Origin of the sequence: Bacteroides togonis, from assembly GCF_900130135.1 — a bacterium.
Lineage (GTDB): Bacteria > Bacteroidota > Bacteroidia > Bacteroidales > Bacteroidaceae > Bacteroides > Bacteroides pullorum.
This window is the reverse complement of record NZ_LT670820.1, coordinates 417,559-434,588: the sequence shown is the minus strand read 5'-3', so window position 1 is coordinate 434,588 and position 17,030 is coordinate 417,559. Positions and strand designations below refer to the sequence as shown.

The window sequence follows — 17,030 nt, the reverse complement described above, 5'->3', positions numbered from 1 at the left end:
ACCGCCTCATCGGCGCACAATCTTGTCGAAGTCAGCATCGATACCCGTGCCGGCAACAAAATCCCACAACGTCAGGCTGCGCAGCTGGTAGTAATAGTACCAGTAGTAGAACAGCTCGGTGATGTGCTTGCGACGCGCCTCATCCTTCTGTGTCTGTGAGTCGTTCAGGTCGAGGGTGGAGATTTTGCCGATGAGGAAAGTCTCCACGTTGGTGTGGTAACGCTTGCGGGCGATACGGTCGGCTTCGTCGGCCAGGTGGAGCTGGGCCTGCTGGTTGTTGAACTGCTCCACCAGGATGAAGATGTTCTGGTTGAAGTTCATCGACTCCTGGCGCAACTTGCTCTCGGTCACCTCGCGGTTGCTCTGTGCCACCTTCACCTGACCGCGACGCTTGCCCCAGTCCAGAATGGGTATCTTAAAGCCCACCTCCACCACCTGATTGTCTTTCAGACGGCGATAGGCACTGTCGAAGCGATTGTCCGTACCCGTAAAGCCCACCTGAGCGAAGAGGGTGATTTCGCGCATGTTGCCCTTTGCCTTGGCTACCTCGTAATCGGCCTCCAACTGACGGCGGCGGATGTTGTGGGCAAAAGAATTGTTTTTCAAAGCCTTGTCCAGCACCTCGTCATAGTTGAGCAGGACATCAGGCACGGAGTCGGGTACCACAGGTTCCAACTCCTCGTCCTCGCCCAGGGCCAGGAACGAGCGCAGGGCGAACATGTTGCTCTTCAGCGAGCTTTCGTTCGAAGTCAGCGTGGAGCGGGCATCGAGCACGTTCAGCTCCAGCTGCAGCAGATCGTTCTCGCTGATCTGTCCCATGCGGCGCTTGGCCTTCGCCACCTCGTGAAGCTTCTCGGCGTTGGCCAGGTTCTGACGGGCGATGTTGACGTTCTCGCGAGCCAGCAAGAGGTTGAAGAAATGATTGATGGTAGTCATCGTAACTTCTTCGGTAGCACTGAGGAAAGCTGCCTTGGCCTCGGCGTAGCGCACGGGCTCGATACGGCGGTCCCACTTGATGGTATTCACGCCGAAGATAGGCTGATTCAGCGTCAGGGCCAGGGGCACGGACATGAAGCGATTGCCCACGGTACCGTCCATCTGGCGCAGGAAGTCGAGCGACGTGTTCAGCGAGAGCGTACCGCCCGTCAGCCAGATATTCTGGTCGATAGAGAGCTGGCCGCTCATCTGCATGTAGTTGTTACGCACGAAGGTGTACGAACCGTCGTCCTGCTGGTAGGAGTTATAGCTCTTGTTATACGAAGGCAGGGTAGCCGTCAGGTTCACTTCCGGCAGCAAGTCGGCACGGAAGGTGCGGTACTCCCAGTAGGCGGTTTTCAGTTCGTTCAGGGCCACAGCAGCATCCACACTCTGCACGCGAGCCAGCAGGATAGCCTCATCCAGCGTGATGGGACGATGATGCACACTGTCGGCAGCAGCAGGAGCGGCGGCGAAAGATGCCAGCGGCACCCATGTCATCAACAGAAAATAGAATTTCATTCTCATATCATATATACTATTAATCGTTAGCTAAAGTTATTCATCGTGCAGCGCCTCGGCGGGCTGTATCTTCATGGCCTGACGGGCCGGATACCAGATGCCGGCCATGATAATCAGTGCCATCAGTAACAGTGCCAAGCCAAAGCAACCCACAAAACGTCCGCCCGTCGCATCCATCAGCGTGTGAACGGTCAGGTCGGCCAACTGGATATTGAAAGCGATGACCAAGGCGGGCACGGCAGTCATCAACAGGAGCAGAAGACCCTCCAACAGGAAATAGGCCATCACCGACCGGCGGCTGCTGCCCATCGCCATGCGGAGTGCCACCTCGCAACGGCGCTTGCGCGTGCGGTACCAAAATGTGGCAAAGACGCACAGGAAGACGTTGAACAGGAAGAAGGCCGCCACGGCATAGACCGTGTTCAGGTAGTTCACCGTACCCTGCTGCACGTCGTAAGCCGCCTTCATGTCGTCGTACGAACGAATGGTGTTCAGGTAGAAGATGCCACGGTCGAACACCGGCTGCATGTCGCGGCGGAAACGCTCGGCGAAACCGGCCACCTGGTCGGGCGCGACACGTATCGCCACGTTCTGCCAGAAGAGCGCCTTCTGGGCAGGCAGATAGATGAACGGCTCGTAGCGTTCGTAGTCGCTCAGCTTGTGGCGGGGCAGGACGGCTGCCACACGATAATTGGTCTGCGGGCGGGCCGACTTCAAGAAGTAAGGGTTAAAGCAGGTCTTACCCACGGCGTCGGCCACATTGGGCAGATGAAACAGCGAATCGGCCAGGTCGGCACTCATCCATACCGGCATGGGATATTCGGCAGGCGACCAGTGCGCCTCGTCGGGCTGCCCGGCCAAAGGCTTCAGACGAAACACATCGAAGTAGGAGGGCGTAACGTAGCGAATGTAGCTGTGCACCACGTGCGTCGAGTCGCTGTGCGGTGCATAACCCTCGAACATGGCGTCGTCCGTATAGGGAATGCTGCCATGGTAGGCGCAGACGGCCTCCACGCCGGGATAATCCTTGATCAAGTTATACAAGTAGGTGAAGTCCTCGCCCGCCCGCCGGTTGTCGGCGTCGTTGATGACCTCCAGGGGCTTCGTTGCCACCGTCAGGTCGAAGACGCACGAGGTGTCATACCCCTTGGACTGCCAGGCCGCCCCTTCGTAATTATAGACCAGATCGATGCCATACCACAACAGTATGGTCACGATGCACAGCTCCGTCCACAGCCAGGCGTTGGCGCGGCGCTGATTCCATATCTGATTGAACAATTGTCTCCACATGTTTATTCTCCTCCGGTTAATGTGTACGAAATACTGCGATGCACCGCCATCCAGGCCGGGAGCAGGGTGGACAGCGCATTGAAGACGAGGCACGCCGCCAGCACCGCCAAGAACAACGACGGACGCAGCAGCAGGTCGCTTCCTAGCACAATGCCCTGCAACTCGACACCACCCGTGCCGAACAGCCACGTGCCACCCGCCACGACCAAGACACACGACAGGGCGTAGCCCAGCACGCCACCTATCAGCGTGGTGCCCAGACTCTCGATGAAGAGGTGGCCGATGATGTTGGCATTCGAAGCACCATACGCCTTGCGGATGGCAATCTCGCCCAGGCGGCTCTGCATCTGGGCATGGACCAACCCCGAGATGCCCACCGCGGGAACGACCAGCAACACTACCAGCAGCAAGACGTAGACCAGTCCCGCACTGATGTTACCGTCGCGGAAAAAAGTGTATTCCGTATGCGTATAGAGCTTCGGATCCTTCAGAATGTATTCCAGGCCCTGACTGTTGAGCTGTGCCAGGCGGCGGTCCACCTCGGCGCGGACGGCGGCCGCCGATGTGCCGGGCGAAAGGTGGAGGACGGCGTAACGGAACCCTATCAAGCCCGCGGTGGCGAGATTCGGATCGAGGTTGTCCTCGTTCATCAGGGTGAAAGGTTCCCAGACATCGGCGTAGGCGGTCTGGAAGATGGAGCTGACGTCGGCCACCACGCCCACCACACGAGCCTCCTGAAAGTCCAGCAACAGCTGCTTGCCCACCGCCTCGGCGGCTCCGCCGTACAGCTGGCGTGCCAGGCGCTCGCTGATGACAATGAAACGCCGCACCACGCCGTCCTCACGATTGCGGACGAGCCGCCACTCGTCATCGGCCTGCTCGAAAGCGGCGCGACCGGCATCGTATTCAGCCTGTGTAAAGGGACGGCCCGCCACGAAGTCGTAGCGGAAGAAATCGAACCAGTTGGCAGCCACGGGACGCAGCATCACCGACTGACGGTCGGACGAAGCGGGTAAAGCACAGACCGCTTTGCTCAGTCCGCCATGCCACGTCAGCTCGTCCACGCCGGGCAGGTTGTCGAAGAAGGCGGCAAAGGCCGTCGGTCCCAAGGCGCGGTAGCCCCACATGTTCGAACCATCGGGACGCATGCATTGGGTGCCGTAGTTGTAGATCACGCGGCTGCGTCGGGTTTCAGGAGCCACGTCCGCCGTGCGGAAGTCGTAGACCATGACCACTACCATGACGAAGGCGATGGTCACCGCCGTGCCCACCACGCACACCGCCGTGTAGAAGCGGTGCTGGCCCAGCAGGCGGAAGAACGAACGCAGGTTATGTAACAAAGAATGTTTCATGTCAAAAAGCGGTTTATCAGAGATTCATGATTACTCGTCGTGCAGCGCCTCGGCGGGCTGAACTTGCATGGCGCGGCGAGCGGGATAGCACACGCCCACGACAATCATCAGCGCCATCAGCAGCCACGAGAGCGCGAGGGCGAGCACGAAACGCAGAGTATCGAAAGGCAACCTATTGACGTCCACCAATTCGGCCACGCCAATGTTCAAGGCAATAACCGTGGCAGGCACAGCAGCCAGCGTCAGCAGCAAAAGCCCTTCGGTAATCAGTCGCACGAAGATGCCCCGCCGCGTGCTGCCCATCGCCATGCGGAGCGCCACCTCCTGACGGCGGTGCTGCGTGCGGAACCAGAAGGTGCCGACCACGCCCAGGAAGATGTTCAGCAGCAGGAAGCCCAGGATGCAGAGCTGCGTCTTGACTTCGTTGACGTCTTCCAGCTCCTCGATGTGCTGCAGCTGGTCGAACGAGAGGACGTCGAGCACGTAGACGTTGCCTACGCGGTAGAGGCGGTCGGCCTCGGCCATGAGCGTCTCGGCGAAGCCATGGTCGGCCTCGGGCGTGACGCGCACGCTCAGTTGCAGGTAGGCGGGGTTCTCGTACTCCACCATCACCTCGCGCGGGAAGTCCGTCGCCAGGAAGGGCCCGCCCCACTGGTCGGCGGTCGTGAAGTGGCTCCAGCGCATGGGCTCGGCAACGCCCGCCACACGCAGGCTGTTATCAGTGTCCGGCTTCCACAAGGACACGCCCGTCGGCGCCCTGCACGGCCACGCCGCGAATGCGGAACAGGCGCATGTAGTCGGGCTGCGTCAGGCGAAGCATGGCGTAGACGGGCACCGTGTCCACGAAGGCCTCAATGCCGTTGCTGCCGTCGCCGTAGGGGATGCAGTTCTGCGAGATGGCCACCGCCTCCACGCCGGGACGGTGGCGCAGGCGCTCGGCTATCTCCAGCAGGTCGTCCATGTCGTCGCCCACGGTGCGGCCGGGCGTGTAGAGGGCGGAGTTCGGCGTCAGGCGGTTCACCATCAGGCAGTAGCAGTGACGCGTGTCGAAGCCCATCGGGGCGAAGTAGACGCGCGCCGTCACGCAGCACCAGTCCACGATGTACCACAGCACCACGAAGACCACCAGCAGTTCCAGCGCGAGGAAAAAGTTGCCGCGCCATTCGTTTCGCAGTTGAGTAAAGAGTTTTTTCATCATCGTTTCTTTCGTTCGCCCCCCTCCCGCCGTGGGGAGGGGGAAAATTAGTAATCCATTCTGTCAAGTCTCCGCGTCCGCCGCGGTTGTCGGGCGGAAACTCCCGGGTTTTGCCCCGTTTACCACGGTTGACGGGCAGAAACTCCCGAGTTTTGCCCCGTTTACCACGGTTGACGGGCAGAAACTCCCGAGTTTTGCCTCGTCCACCACGGTTTTCGGGCGAAACTCGGGAGTTTTGCCCCATCCACCACGGTTGACGGGTAGAAACTCCCGAGTTTCGGCCTGTCCGCCTACCGCTTCCCGTTGATGGCCTCCACGATGTTCATCCGCGAGGCGCGCCAGGCGGGGATGCCTGCGCTGAGCAGGTTCATCAGCAGGCAGAAGAGGAAGGCCGCCAGGAAAATCCAGGGGCTGAGCAGGGCGCCCGCCGTCAGGCTGGTCTCGCCCGCGAAGTAGGCGTTGGTAGAGTTGCCGAAGAGGAAGCCGTTCAGCACGAAGGTGGCGGCGTAGCTCAGCGCCAGCCCCAGCAGGCCCGCCAGGCAGGTCAGCAGCAGGTTCTCCAGGAAGACCTGCCGCATCAGTTCGTTCGCCGTGGCGCCGAAGGCCTTGCGCACTCCGATTTCCGCCATCCGCCGGCGCATCCGCGAGAGGGTCATGCTCGAGAGGTTGATGGCAGGCAAGATGAGCAGGATGAGCATCACCACGACGTAGCGCAGCACCACGCCCTGCACGTCGGGCTCCTGGCTCCACGTGCGGTAGAGGTGGGTGAACTGCGTGTCGGGCTGGCCGCGGTAGAACACCTCCACGCCCTCCTGCGCGTCGTTGTACTTCTGTCGCAGGCGCTCGCACTCCTCGCGGATGGCGGGGAAGTCCGCCCGGCTGCGGGCCAGGATGACAGCGCGCATCGGCCCCATCAGGTTGTAGCCCCACGAGTTGGCCTCCGCGTTGCCGGCCGTATAAGGGATCCACACTTGGGCGTAGGCGTCGGTGGCCAGCATGGAGACGTCGGCCACCACGCCGCACACATGGAAGTCCACGTGGTTCAGCTCCACGTGCTGCCCGCTGACGTCCGTCCGCCCGAACAGGCGGCGCGCCACCGAAGCGGCGATGACGGCGCGGGGCAGTCCGCTGCTCACGTCGGCCTCCGTGAAGGGCTTTCCGTCGAGGAAGCGGAACTGGAAAACCTGCCAGAAGTCCTCGTCGGTCTGCACCATGTCGGCCGACAGCTTGGCACCGGCAGGCAGCGAAACGCGCACCTTGCCGGGTTTCGACGCCAGGGTGACAGCCTCGGCCGTAGTCAGCGCCTTGAAGCATTCGCGCCCGGTCTGCACCGACATGCTCGAGTTGGCGGAGCTGCCGCTCAGGTCGCCCTTGGCACGGTAGGACATGTTGGGCACGTAGAGCGAGCGGCTGCGGTTCACTTCCGGCTCGCAATCCGCCGTCCGCACGCGCAGGGTGATGACGATCACCATGATCATGCAGATGGACAGCGCCGTGCCCAGCACGGAGATCCAGCTGACGACGGGATTCTCGCGCAGGTGATAAATAGCTTGTTGAATATAGAATCGTATCATGTTCAGCGAGTGATTAACGGTTAATAGTTAGAGGCCTTACTCATCGTGCAACGCCTCCGCCGGCTGCACCCGCATCGCCCTCCGGGCTGGGAGTCCGATGCCGATACCGATCATGGCGGCGATAAGGACAAACGTAGCGGCGACGCAGAACAGCAGGCGCGGCCACTCCAGCGTAGTGCCGTTGCGCCAGGAGTTCAGTTCGAAGTGGGCCAATAGGACGTCGATAATGACGGCAGGCACGGTGACGATCAGCAGCAAGAACATGCCTTCGCTCATCAGGCGGCCGAACACCGCACCGTCCGTGGCGCCCATCGCCTTGTGCAGGGCAATCTCGCCGCGCCGTTGCTGCGTGCGGAACCAGAACGTGCCGAGCAGCCCCAGGAAGATGTTGAGCAGCAGGAAGCCCATGCCCACAACCAAGTTGCGCATCTCGCTGGTCTCGCCTTGCTGGAAGCTGTGGCGGATGTCCTTGAAGCTTTTGATGTCGCTGATGTAGAGATTACCGATGCGGAACTGCTTCTCGCTGTCGGCCTTCAGGTTCTCCATAAAGTTCTGGTCACGGTCGGCACGGACGCGGACGCAAAGCTCGCGGTCGGCGTTCCACCACCCTTCGTCCAGCAGGTTCATGTTGAACACCATGGAATAGCTGGAACGTGCCTGACTGAAGTCGTCGTAGCGCACATTCTGCAAGACGGCGCCCAGGCGAAACGTCTGGGTTGTGTCCCCGAACAGATAGAATTCCTTCTTGCCTACCAGCGACGTCATCGGGACGCTGTACTTGCGATACAGGTTGTCCGAAGCCAGGAAGTCACCCCGCTCCAATATTTCAGCCAGCTGCTCGGGCGTCTCGCCACGCGTTCCCCGGTAACGGAACACGCGTACGAAGTCGGGCGTCACAATGCGGCGGATGGTCCAGCGGGGCGCATGAAGCGTGTCGTAATCCACTTCCGCAGAACCGTTGCTACCATTATAAGGATAGGAATTTTGCGACAGGCTGACCGCTTCCACCTCGGGGCGGCGGCGCAGGCGTTCCACCAGCTCGCGCACTTCGTCGGTCTGTTTGTGGGTATCGCTATAGGGGGTATAGTCGGGACTCTTGTCGGTGAGCACGCCCATGGTTATCAGGTAGCAGTGCTCCGTATCGAAGCCGCGCGGCTCCATATAGGTGGCCAGGCGGCAGTAGAGCAGGTCGATGATGTACCACATCACCACGCTCACCACCAGCAACTCCAGCGCCAGCCACAGGTTGCTGCGCCACTCGTTGCGTATTTGGGTAAATAGTTTCTTGTTCATAATGTAATCCTATTTTATACATTCACATCACTGTGCCTTGCCGTTAATCGCCTCCACGATATTCATCCGCGACGCCCGCCAGGCGGGAATGCCGGTGCTGAGCAGGTTGAGCACGAAGCAGAAGAGCAACGCCCAGCCGAAAGTGGAGGCATGTATCAGGATGGAGGCATCGACCACGGGCGGATTGAGCGCAGTAGTCCAGTCCTGCACAAAGAGGGTATCGCCCAGCAGGAAGGCAAAGAGAAAGCTGATTATCAGCCCCAGCACACCTGCCAGCAAGGTGACGATGAAGTTCTCGCCCAGTATCTGCCCCAGCAGTTCCATGCGCGTGCAGCCAAAGGCACGGCGCACCCCGATTTCCGCCACGCGACGGCGCAGACGGCTCTGCGTCATGCTGCTCAGGTTGATGGCAGGCACGATGAGCAGGATGAGGAAGATGATGAAACGGGTCCGGCGGGCAGCCGTCACATCCGGCTCCACATTGGCGCCGGATGTCAGGGCGTTCTTCTCCTGGTCGTAGGGACGGTTGCGGTTGATGATTCGATAGCCGTTCTCGCCTATCACCTTATTGAATTCGTCCAACCGCCGGGCAGCCTCCTCACGGATGGCGGGGAAGTCGCTGCGGTCGCGGGCCAGGATGGTGCAGCTCATGTCGCCCATCACGCCGTGCTCCCACGTGTTGTTCACCTGGTCGGTCGAGGTATAGGGAATCCACACCTGCGCATAGGCCGTTTCGGCCAGCGTCGATACGTCCTTCACCACGCCGCACACCCGATAGGGCGCATGAGCCAGCAGGAATTCTTTTCCCACGGCCTTCGTCGTGCCGAACAGCAGGCGCGCCACGCTTTCGGTGATAACGGCCACCGGCCTGCCGGCATCGAACGTAGCCTGGTCGAAAGGCTTACCGTCGGTAAAGGCGAAGTCGAACACCGTCCAGAACTGGCTGTCCGTCTCGCGCACATCGACCGCCGTAGTGGGCTGGCCGGGCAGGCTGACCGGCTTGGGCAAAGAATAGACCACATAGACGGTGACGGCCTCGGGCGTCGTCAGCTTGCCGTAGATTTCTTTCAGCGAAGCTGCGCTCCACGGACCGTTGCTGTTGCTGTCACCCCACGTTTCGTTGGCGATGCTGCCCCACTTCACGTGCAGGAAGCGGTCGCGGTTGCTTTCAGGCGCAAAAGGTTCGACCTGCACCTGTTGCATCATCACCACCAGCATGATGAGGAAGATGGAAAGGGCTGTACCAGCCACCGTCACCCCGCTGATAAGCGGCTGCTGGCGGAGCTGCGCCCAGGCTTGTTGGAAATATTGCTTGATCATCTTTTTAATGAAGAATTATGAATGAAGAATGAAGAATTTAATGAATAAGAAAGGTGGCATAGGAAGAGCCAATTCTTCATTCCTCATTCTTCATTCTTAATTTTTAATCGTTTCGTATTCACACTGCCGATGCCGCTGCGCGATATGTCGGCCTCATCGGCACTTCCCCTCAATTCCAGGCTGCCTACGCCGCCCATGCGTGCTTTCAGGTAGTCGCAATCGACGTTCACCTCGGCATCGCCCACTCCGTTCAGGCTGACGGTGAAGCGGCGGCAGGTCAGGTCGGCCACTTCGGCAGAGCCTACGCCGTTGATGCGAAGCGTGAAGTCGTCCAGCTTCAAAGGCTCCTTACACTCCAGGCTGCCTACGCCGGTCAGCTCAACCGCCTCCAGCGTAGGAGCGGTGACATAGAGCTTCAGGCCGTCAATGTTCTTGACAGATCTCTTCTCCCCCTTCTTGAAAGCGATGATCAGGCAACCGCCTTTCACCTCGGTGGTGGTAAGCTTCACCCATTTCTCCTTGCCCTCCAGGCGGAGCGAATACCGGTCGCCCTGCGTGAAAATGACATTGGCCACCGACGTTATCTTGATGGAAGAGAAATCGTCCACCTTGCGCACCTCGCTCACCTTCTCGTCCTGCGCCCATGCGCCTACTGCCGCGGCAAATGCCAGCACCAGTGCAATCATGATTCCTATGATGTTTGTTTTCATATCCGTGTCTGTTTCTGTTCTACCAATCCTTCATCCCACCTGACGGCCGTCAAAGAAGCGCACCGTGCGGCTCGTCTGCTTGGCCTGGTCTTCGTTGTGCGTCACCATGACGATGGTACGCTTGTCTTCTTCGTTCAACTGATGCAACAAGTCCATGACCTCGGCACCCATCTTTGAGTCCAGGTTACCTGTCGGCTCGTCGGCGAGGATGATTTCAGGATTGCCGATGATGGCGCGGGCGATGGCTACGCGCTGACATTGACCGCCGGAAAGCTGCGTGGGCATGTGGCGCATACGATGGCTGAGCCCTACCTTCCGCAGCACCTCTTCGGCCAGACGACGACGTTCCTTGGCAGAGACCTTACGGTAGAGCAACGGAAGCTCCACATTGTCTATCACGTTAAGCGAGTTGATCAGATGGAACGACTGGAAGACGAAGCCCAGGTTCTGGTTACGGAAAGCAGCCAGTTCCTTATCTTTCATACCCTCCACGCGGGTACCGGCTATTTCGATGGTGCCGCTGGTGGGTGTGTCGAGCAGCCCCATGATGTTGAGCAACGTGGACTTGCCACAACCCGAAGGTCCCATGATGCTGAGGAATTCCCCCTGCTCTACAGTCAGGTTCACGTTCTCCAATGCCTGTGTCTCAATCTCGTCTGTACGGTAAATCTTGTTGATACCTGTTAATTTGATCATGTCCATAATTGTATGTTGTTTATAGTTATTGTATTCTCTGTGGTGAACTTAACTCAAAAGTCGTGCCAAAATCACGCATCACTGATTATCTGTATTTTAGCAAAAAGAAGGGTGTCCGAAAATGAACACCCTGTCCGTTTTTAGCGTACGATTTCACTCGTCTCTCAACGCCTCGGTAGGCGGAATGCTGCTGATGCGGCGGGCCGGGATGTAAATACCCACCAGCACCACAACCAGCAGAATGAGGTAGATGATGAGCGACACGATGGCGAAGTGCTGCCCGAAGTGGTCCACCCAGCAGGGCATGGTGCTCTTCATCCAGGCGCTGCCCTTGCTCAGTCCCTCGCTGAGCCCGTATTGCAGGTAGAGGAAGCAGCCTATCAGGGTAGCTATCGTCGTGAGCACCACACCTTCGCCCAGCAACTGGAGCCGGATGCGGCGCGGCGTAGCACCGTAGGACAGCATGATGCCTACCTCCTCGCGCCGTGTACGGGTCTGTAGCCAGAAGGTACCGACAACACCTAAACAGAGGTTGACAAGGAAGAACAGGGCTATACTCAGGTTGCGGCGATAGAGTGACGTCGCAGTACCAAACTCACTGATCCGGTTGATGCTGTCGTACGACTGCAAATCGCGTGCATAAAGGTTACCAACCCGCATCTGGCGAACCATCCAAGGACGGAACTCATGCAGGAAGCGGTCCATGCTGACACCCTCCTTCAAACGGATGACTACGTGCATATCGTTCACACTGGAAAGAATATCGGGATGCAATATCGGCTCGAAGGCGACAGGAACAGGACGCCAGTCATTGGTGTACTTGAAAGTTCCTACCGCACCTACGACAACGGGCAAATAGATCGTATCCGTCTCGTTCGTCATCCAGCAACGCAGATTCTTGTTGTAAACACGGGTGTGAAACAAGGCTTCCTGTGCATACTCACTCAATACAACATTCATCCCGCCATACGTATGGTCCGACAATTCTTCGGGCGTCATGCTGCCCTGCACGGGCCTGAAGCCGAATGTTTCAAAGAAATGGGTATGTGGCAGAAACTCAACATACATAAGGTCGAGTCCCACTGTATCACCTTCTGCCATCAGGGTGGAAGTACTGCTTCCTTGCGAACCGGGATATATGAAAGAAAGTACGGGAGTGGCCTGCTCTACATCGGGATGCTGGCGGGCACGTTCCACGATATTCAGATACGCCTGCATCAGCGAAGCAGAGTCGGTAGCCTGGGCATCATAGCCCGGCGCCTGCGGTTGCAACATACCGACGGACACCATGCAGAGGCGGTGGGCATCGTAGCCAAGCGGAAGGTGACGGTCGTAGGTCACCACAATGACGGGGTCGAAGATGCTCCACGAAAGGACAGCGACCAGTATCAGTTCGGCCAACAGCCAGCCGTTGCGGCGGCGACGGGCCCATAGGGTTTTCAAGATAAGGGTAAACATAAGAATGAAGAATGAAGAATGAAAAATGAAGAATTTATACGAATGAGGAATTTATAGAAATGAGGAATGAAGAATTTATACGAATGAGGAATGTCAATGTCAGCATCCGCATGGCAATTCTTCATTCTTAATTCTTCATTCTTCATTAAATAATTATCTTTTTTCATACAGCGAATAAACAATCGGTTTGCGGAGCGACAGCCACGCCGGCAGAAGGGCCGACAGAAGGTTCAGTGCCAGGCAGAGCAGGAAAGCGATGCCAAAGACGGCAGGTGCAAAAAGCATCTCGCCCGATACATAGGCATCGACACCCTGCGGCACAACTTCAGGCCACTGGTCGAGCAACGTGAAAACCCATTCACGTCCTACATAGACAACGATCCATGCCAATACCAATCCCAGCAGACCACCTGTCAGTGTCAGAAAGAAGTTTTCCCACATCACCTGCGAAAGCAGTATGTTGCGTCCTGCGCCAAACGACTTACGCACTCCCATCTCGGGCAAGCGGCTCTCCATACGACTGGCAATAAGTCCGCTCAGGTTGAGGGCAGGCACCAATAGCAACACCAGTACCACGACGATCAGATAACCCGCCGTCTTCCAAGGATTGAAACCTGCATCCGATGGATGACTTTGGAAAACACTGAGCCAGTGCGAAGTTGGCTGCTTCCACAACTCCAGCTGCCACTGATCCTTGTACTGCAGGTTCACCCGCCTCGTCAGGTCTCTGATTTCTGCCCGCAAAGCATCAGCCTGTGCCTTGTCCTTCACAAGAAAAGTGACGGAGAAAATGCCACTATACGGGAACTTGTCTGAATACGGTTTCGTATAATTTCCGAAAACCGAATAAGGCAAATAGACCTGAGCATACGACTTCGAGGTGAGATAGCTGGCACCGCATACCACACCGCACACACGATAGTTGACATAATCCAACGAAAACGAACGTCCGACAACATTTTGGGTCGTACCGAACAGACGACGCGCCAGGTCATCGGAGATCACAGCCGTATGGATGCCACTTGCCAAATCGGAATCGGTGAAAGGATTTCCTTCCAAAAAGCGGAATGAGTAGATGCGGAAAAAGGCTGGATCTGTAAGCTTTAAAGCCACTTTAAAGTCACCGCTCAAATCGGTAGGCTGTATGTAAAAGGATTCATCCATGCCATAGTCCACAATGGCAGAAACTGCCTCTACGTTCTTTAACGGATACATCCACTCCTGCACAGCCTGAAACGACAGTCCAGCCTGAACGGTATATCCCTCCGAACGAAAACTGGCATGAGTCAGATACAACGTATTTTCCCGGTTCTCCTCGGGATACACAGGTGCCAGCTTCACGTAATAAACCAGCGCCATCACAACCGTCATGGCGATAGCCAGCCCCGTGCCGGCAATGTAGAGCGTACTGAACAGGCAGTTCTGCCTGGACAACGCAAGGGCTTGTTTGAAATAGGTCTTTAGCATAATCATCAAAAGCCTCATCCCCGACCCCTCTCCCAAAAGGATGGGGGAAGGATAGGGCGGTCATTTTATTTGTTACATTCTATAATATATCCTTTATCGTGCGGGGCTGTCAGACGAAGTGTCGCCAGCCGACGCCCCTCAAAATCCATCATCCATTCGGTCCAGCCTCCGCATCCACCGCGGTTGTCGGGCAGAAACTCCCGAGTTTCGAGCCGTTTACCGCGGTTTTCGGGCGACTTTCCCGAGTTTTGCCCCGTTTACCGCGGTTGACGGGCAGAAACTCCCGAGTTTCGTACCGTTTACCACGGTTGTCGGGCGACTTTCCCGAGTTTTGCCCCGTTTACCACGGTTGACGGGCAGAAACTCCCGAGTTTCGTGCCATTTACCACGGTTTTCGGGCGACTTTCCCGAGTTTTGCCCCGTTTACCACGGTTGACGGGTAGAAACTCCCGAGTTTCGGCCTGCCGCTTCCCCTTGCTTCGGGGCTGAGGCTTTATTCATCCCTCAACGCCTCTACCGGCAGCGTACGGGCCGCACGGCGCACAGGGACATACGTTCCGACCAGCGCTATCAGCATCAGAACAACGTAACTGAGTGCCAGTACCACGGTGAAGTGGAAGCCGAAACGGTTTTGCCCGTAGGCGGGATTGGGCACAAAATAACTCCCCATCTCTACCATGTACAGGCCGTTGACATGGGCATGATAGAGCAGGAATGGAATGACCAGCACGAAGGCCACCGTCAGCAACAGCCAGGCCTCGATGAGGAACTGCCGCACGATGCACCCCTGCGAAGCGCCCATGCTGCGCATCACCCCAATCTCGCCGCGACGGGCGTTGCTGCGTATCCAGAAGGTGCCCACCATGCCCAGGAAGATGCAGAGCAGGGCGAAACCCGTCAGGGCATATTGCAAGCGGAGCTTGTTGGTGACACCACTCTTCATGGCATAGTCCTCGCTCAGCTCCGAAAACTCCTTCAGGCTGTCGAAGTAGAAGTTGCCTACGGAGAGCTGCGGCGCCACTTCCTGCTGGAAACGCTGCTTGAAGGCCGATACGTCCACACCCGGCTTCAGACGGATGACAAAATTGTACCACCACGGCATATACGGACTTCCATACATTTCGCTGTACATGGTGACAATGAGCGGATAAGGCTGCTCGTAGTCGCGGTGCTTGAAGTCGCGGAACACGCCCGCCACCTCCAACGGCTCGTCGCTCTGGTACACCTTCTTCCCCACGGCATCGGCCGTGCCGAAGAGCAGTAGGGCCAGCCGCTCGGAGATGAATGCCTTGTCCTCCACCTGTTCAGGCAGCCGGATGTCACCACCCGTACGGGCATCCTTCATGCCATAGGTATGAAGCATATTGCTGCCATCGGTTGCCACAAAACTATAAGTCTGGGCATGTACGAAACCTTCCCTTTTGTGCAAAGAGGCGGTATCGGCATAGATTTGATTACCGCTCCACGAGTTGCTACAAGGGAAACTTTGATTACCGGCAATGGCCCAGCATTCCACCTCGGGCTGCTCGCGTACGATGCGGGCAAGGCGTGTGTAGGCCACCAGATTCATCGAGTCGGAAGCCATGTCGGGGTCGAAGTTGCCGTTCGTCTCGTCGTACATGCCGATGTTCACCACGTAAAGCCCCTCGGGGTCGTAGCCACGGTCGATGGCATGGTTGGCGGTCAATACATAGATAGGGTCGATGACGGTCCAAAGGAAGAAACTGACGACCAGCAGTTCCAGGAATATCCAGCCGTTCTGACGACGCTGGTTCCATAGTTGGTGTAAGATGGTTTGAAGCATGAGATTTTATCTTTTCGTATTCAACGATTCCATAATCGGGTGGCGCATCGCCCCCAGCGCGGGCACAAGGGCCGACACCACATTGAGCACCACACACACGGCCAGCGCGCAGCCGAACACGGCGGGATTGAACAGCATCTCGGGCGTGAGCGACGTGGAGAGCGAAGTATCGTAGATGTTCTTGTCGAACAGCGTCAGAATCCAGTCGCTGGCCGTCAACACAATCAGGTAGGAGAACAACAGGCCTGCCAGACCGCCCAGCAACGTGAGCAACAGGTTCTCGCAGAGCACCTGCTCCAGCAGGCGGCGGCGCGTAGCCCCGTAGGCCTTGCGGATGCCCAGCTCGGCAATGCGGCTGTCCATACGCGAGGAAATCATGCCGCTCAGGTTCAAGGCAGGGATGAAGAGCAGGGCCAGCAGGATATAGAGGAAGCCCTTGGCCAGTTCCATGGTATCGGGTGTTTTATCCACATCTTGGCGGAATGTGCTGAGCCAGTAAGGATCGGGCTGCCCCATCACGTCGTATTCATAGTCCTTGTCCTGCAGGGTATAGCGTCGGAACACATCCTGCACCTCGCTGCGCACGGTTTCGAAGTTCTCCGCATCGTCCACCAGCAGCGATACAAACACATTGCCCAGCAATCCCTGCCTGTCCAGCTCCTTGGAGATATACTGCGCATTGAGCAAGGGCAGCCACAGGTCGCCTGCCGTTTCGGGTGTGGCATTGGAAACATCCCGCACCACGCCACACACGCGGTAGTCGCGCCCGTTGAAGGCGAAGTGCCTGCCCGTCACTCCCTCGACGGCGGCAAACAACCGCTTGGCCAGCGACTCACCGATGACGGCCACTTGCGCCTTGGCCTCCACATCTTCCTGCGTGAATGGCTGGCCGTCAACAAAACGGAAGGAAAAGACTTTCCAGAAAGCGCCGTTGGCAAAACGGGGAGTAGCTTTGAAGGGCTTTACGTCTGTGGCAGACACCTGATAATCTCCCCAAAAATCAATCACACTGCCCGCCACCTGCTCCACATGAGGCAACCCCGGCAGCATCTGGTCCACGACATAATAGGCCACGCCACCGTTGATGGTCCAGCTCTCGGGCTTGTCCTTCGGGTAGCGCTTTATCGGCTTCAACACCAGCGTGCGGTCGCGGTTATACTCGGGATAGACGGGGCCGAACTTGACGTAGAAGATGATGAACAGTGTCATCACCAGCGCAATGGACAGGCCCGTGCCCACCACATAGATGCCTGTAAAGAGGCGGTTCTGCCGCATCAGGGTCCAGGCTTGTTTAAAGTAGTTTTTCAGCATATCTGTATGTACTTTTAGTTTGTTCCATTCCCATTGTTTTCCGGCCGGTGCACCCCACGTAGG

14 protein-coding genes are annotated in these 17,030 nt (G+C 57.7%); all 14 read right to left on the bottom strand.

Translation table 11 applies throughout. The features are described 5' to 3' along the window. Window positions 1-6: 6 nt before the first annotated feature. The 14 genes from BQ8005_RS01955 to BQ8005_RS01895 all read right to left on the bottom strand — a co-directional run bounded on the left by BQ8005_RS01955 (window position 7) and on the right by BQ8005_RS01895 (window position 16,967). Window positions 7-1,497: a TolC family protein gene (locus tag BQ8005_RS01955; protein ID WP_111936048.1), complete on the bottom strand. Its 1,491-nt coding sequence runs from the start codon at window positions 1,495-1,497 to the stop codon at window positions 7-9. 36 nt (window positions 1,498-1,533) lie between these two features. Continuing rightward, window positions 1,534-2,787, bottom strand: a complete 1,254-nt coding sequence (locus BQ8005_RS01950; RefSeq protein WP_075316861.1) for an ABC transporter permease — start codon at window positions 2,785-2,787, stop codon at window positions 1,534-1,536. Between the two features lie 2 nt (window positions 2,788-2,789). Continuing rightward, window positions 2,790-4,139: an ABC transporter permease gene (locus BQ8005_RS01945; protein ID WP_075316860.1), complete on the bottom strand. Its 1,350-nt coding sequence runs from the start codon at window positions 4,137-4,139 to the stop codon at window positions 2,790-2,792. 30 nt (window positions 4,140-4,169) lie between these two features. After that, window positions 4,170-4,844, bottom strand: coding sequence for an ABC transporter permease (locus BQ8005_RS17850; RefSeq protein ID WP_317044824.1), 675 nt, complete (start codon window positions 4,842-4,844; stop codon window positions 4,170-4,172). 13 nt (window positions 4,845-4,857) lie between these two features. After that, a complete protein-coding gene (locus tag BQ8005_RS17845; RefSeq protein WP_317044823.1) occupies window positions 4,858-5,337 on the bottom strand; it encodes a hypothetical protein in 480 nt (159 codons plus the stop codon). Window positions 5,338-5,624: 287 nt separating this feature from the next. Further along, window positions 5,625-6,908: an ABC transporter permease gene (locus tag BQ8005_RS01935; RefSeq protein WP_075316859.1), complete on the bottom strand. Its 1,284-nt coding sequence runs from the start codon at window positions 6,906-6,908 to the stop codon at window positions 5,625-5,627. A 36-nt stretch (window positions 6,909-6,944) separates the two neighbouring features. After that, complete coding sequence (locus BQ8005_RS01930) at window positions 6,945-8,201, bottom strand: ABC transporter permease (protein ID WP_075316858.1); 1,257 nt, start codon at window positions 8,199-8,201, stop codon at window positions 6,945-6,947. Window positions 8,202-8,228: 27 nt separating this feature from the next. Then, window positions 8,229-9,521 (bottom strand): ABC transporter permease, encoded by a 1,293-nt coding sequence (locus tag BQ8005_RS01925; protein WP_075316857.1) that lies wholly within the window; start codon window positions 9,519-9,521, stop codon window positions 8,229-8,231. Between the two features lie 83 nt (window positions 9,522-9,604). Next, complete coding sequence (locus tag BQ8005_RS01920; RefSeq protein WP_075316856.1) at window positions 9,605-10,231, bottom strand: GIN domain-containing protein; 627 nt, start codon at window positions 10,229-10,231, stop codon at window positions 9,605-9,607. 30 nt (window positions 10,232-10,261) lie between these two features. Continuing rightward, on the bottom strand, window positions 10,262-10,927 hold the full coding sequence (locus BQ8005_RS01915; RefSeq protein ID WP_075316855.1) for an ABC transporter ATP-binding protein: 666 nt from the start codon (window positions 10,925-10,927) through the stop codon (window positions 10,262-10,264). Between the two features lie 153 nt (window positions 10,928-11,080). Then, window positions 11,081-12,385: an ABC transporter permease gene (locus BQ8005_RS01910; RefSeq protein ID WP_075316854.1), complete on the bottom strand. Its 1,305-nt coding sequence runs from the start codon at window positions 12,383-12,385 to the stop codon at window positions 11,081-11,083. A 153-nt stretch (window positions 12,386-12,538) separates the two neighbouring features. After that, entirely contained in the window at window positions 12,539-13,852 is a 1,314-nt protein-coding gene (locus BQ8005_RS01905; RefSeq protein ID WP_075318840.1) for an ABC transporter permease, read from the bottom strand. Window positions 13,853-14,345: 493 nt separating this feature from the next. Next, on the bottom strand, window positions 14,346-15,656 hold the full coding sequence (locus tag BQ8005_RS01900) for an ABC transporter permease (RefSeq protein ID WP_075316853.1): 1,311 nt from the start codon (window positions 15,654-15,656) through the stop codon (window positions 14,346-14,348). A 6-nt stretch (window positions 15,657-15,662) separates the two neighbouring features. Next, window positions 15,663-16,967 carry an ABC transporter permease gene (locus tag BQ8005_RS01895; RefSeq protein ID WP_075318839.1) on the bottom strand — a complete coding sequence of 435 codons (1,305 nt, stop codon included), beginning with the start codon at window positions 16,965-16,967 and terminating at the stop codon, window positions 15,663-15,665. Window positions 16,968-17,030: the final 63 nt, after the last annotated feature.

What these genes read in the sequence shown, in the direction of transcription:
- BQ8005_RS01925 (WP_075316857.1), bottom strand. Translation starts at nt 9,521, where the DNA reads ATGATCAAGCAATATTTCCAACAAGCCTGGGCGCAGCTCCGCCAGCAG.
- BQ8005_RS01920 (WP_075316856.1), bottom strand. Translation starts at nt 10,231, where the DNA reads ATGAAAACAAACATCATAGGAATCATGATTGCACTGGTGCTGGCATTT.
- BQ8005_RS01955 (WP_111936048.1), bottom strand. Translation starts at nt 1,497, where the DNA reads ATGAAATTCTATTTTCTGTTGATGACATGGGTGCCGCTGGCATCTTTC.
- BQ8005_RS01930 (WP_075316858.1), bottom strand. Translation starts at nt 8,201, where the DNA reads ATGAACAAGAAACTATTTACCCAAATACGCAACGAGTGGCGCAGCAAC.
- BQ8005_RS01915 (WP_075316855.1), bottom strand. Translation starts at nt 10,927, where the DNA reads ATGATCAAATTAACAGGTATCAACAAGATTTACCGTACAGACGAGATT.
- BQ8005_RS17845 (WP_317044823.1), bottom strand. Translation starts at nt 5,337, where the DNA reads ATGATGAAAAAACTCTTTACTCAACTGCGAAACGAATGGCGCGGCAAC.
- BQ8005_RS01910 (WP_075316854.1), bottom strand. Translation starts at nt 12,385, where the DNA reads ATGTTTACCCTTATCTTGAAAACCCTATGGGCCCGTCGCCGCCGCAAC.
- BQ8005_RS01905 (WP_075318840.1), bottom strand. Translation starts at nt 13,852, where the DNA reads ATGCTAAAGACCTATTTCAAACAAGCCCTTGCGTTGTCCAGGCAGAAC.
- BQ8005_RS01950 (WP_075316861.1), bottom strand. Translation starts at nt 2,787, where the DNA reads ATGTGGAGACAATTGTTCAATCAGATATGGAATCAGCGCCGCGCCAAC.
- BQ8005_RS01895 (WP_075318839.1), bottom strand. Translation starts at nt 16,967, where the DNA reads ATGCTGAAAAACTACTTTAAACAAGCCTGGACCCTGATGCGGCAGAAC.
- BQ8005_RS01935 (WP_075316859.1), bottom strand. Translation starts at nt 6,908, where the DNA reads ATGATACGATTCTATATTCAACAAGCTATTTATCACCTGCGCGAGAAT.
- BQ8005_RS01945 (WP_075316860.1), bottom strand. Translation starts at nt 4,139, where the DNA reads ATGAAACATTCTTTGTTACATAACCTGCGTTCGTTCTTCCGCCTGCTG.
- BQ8005_RS01900 (WP_075316853.1), bottom strand. Translation starts at nt 15,656, where the DNA reads ATGCTTCAAACCATCTTACACCAACTATGGAACCAGCGTCGTCAGAAC.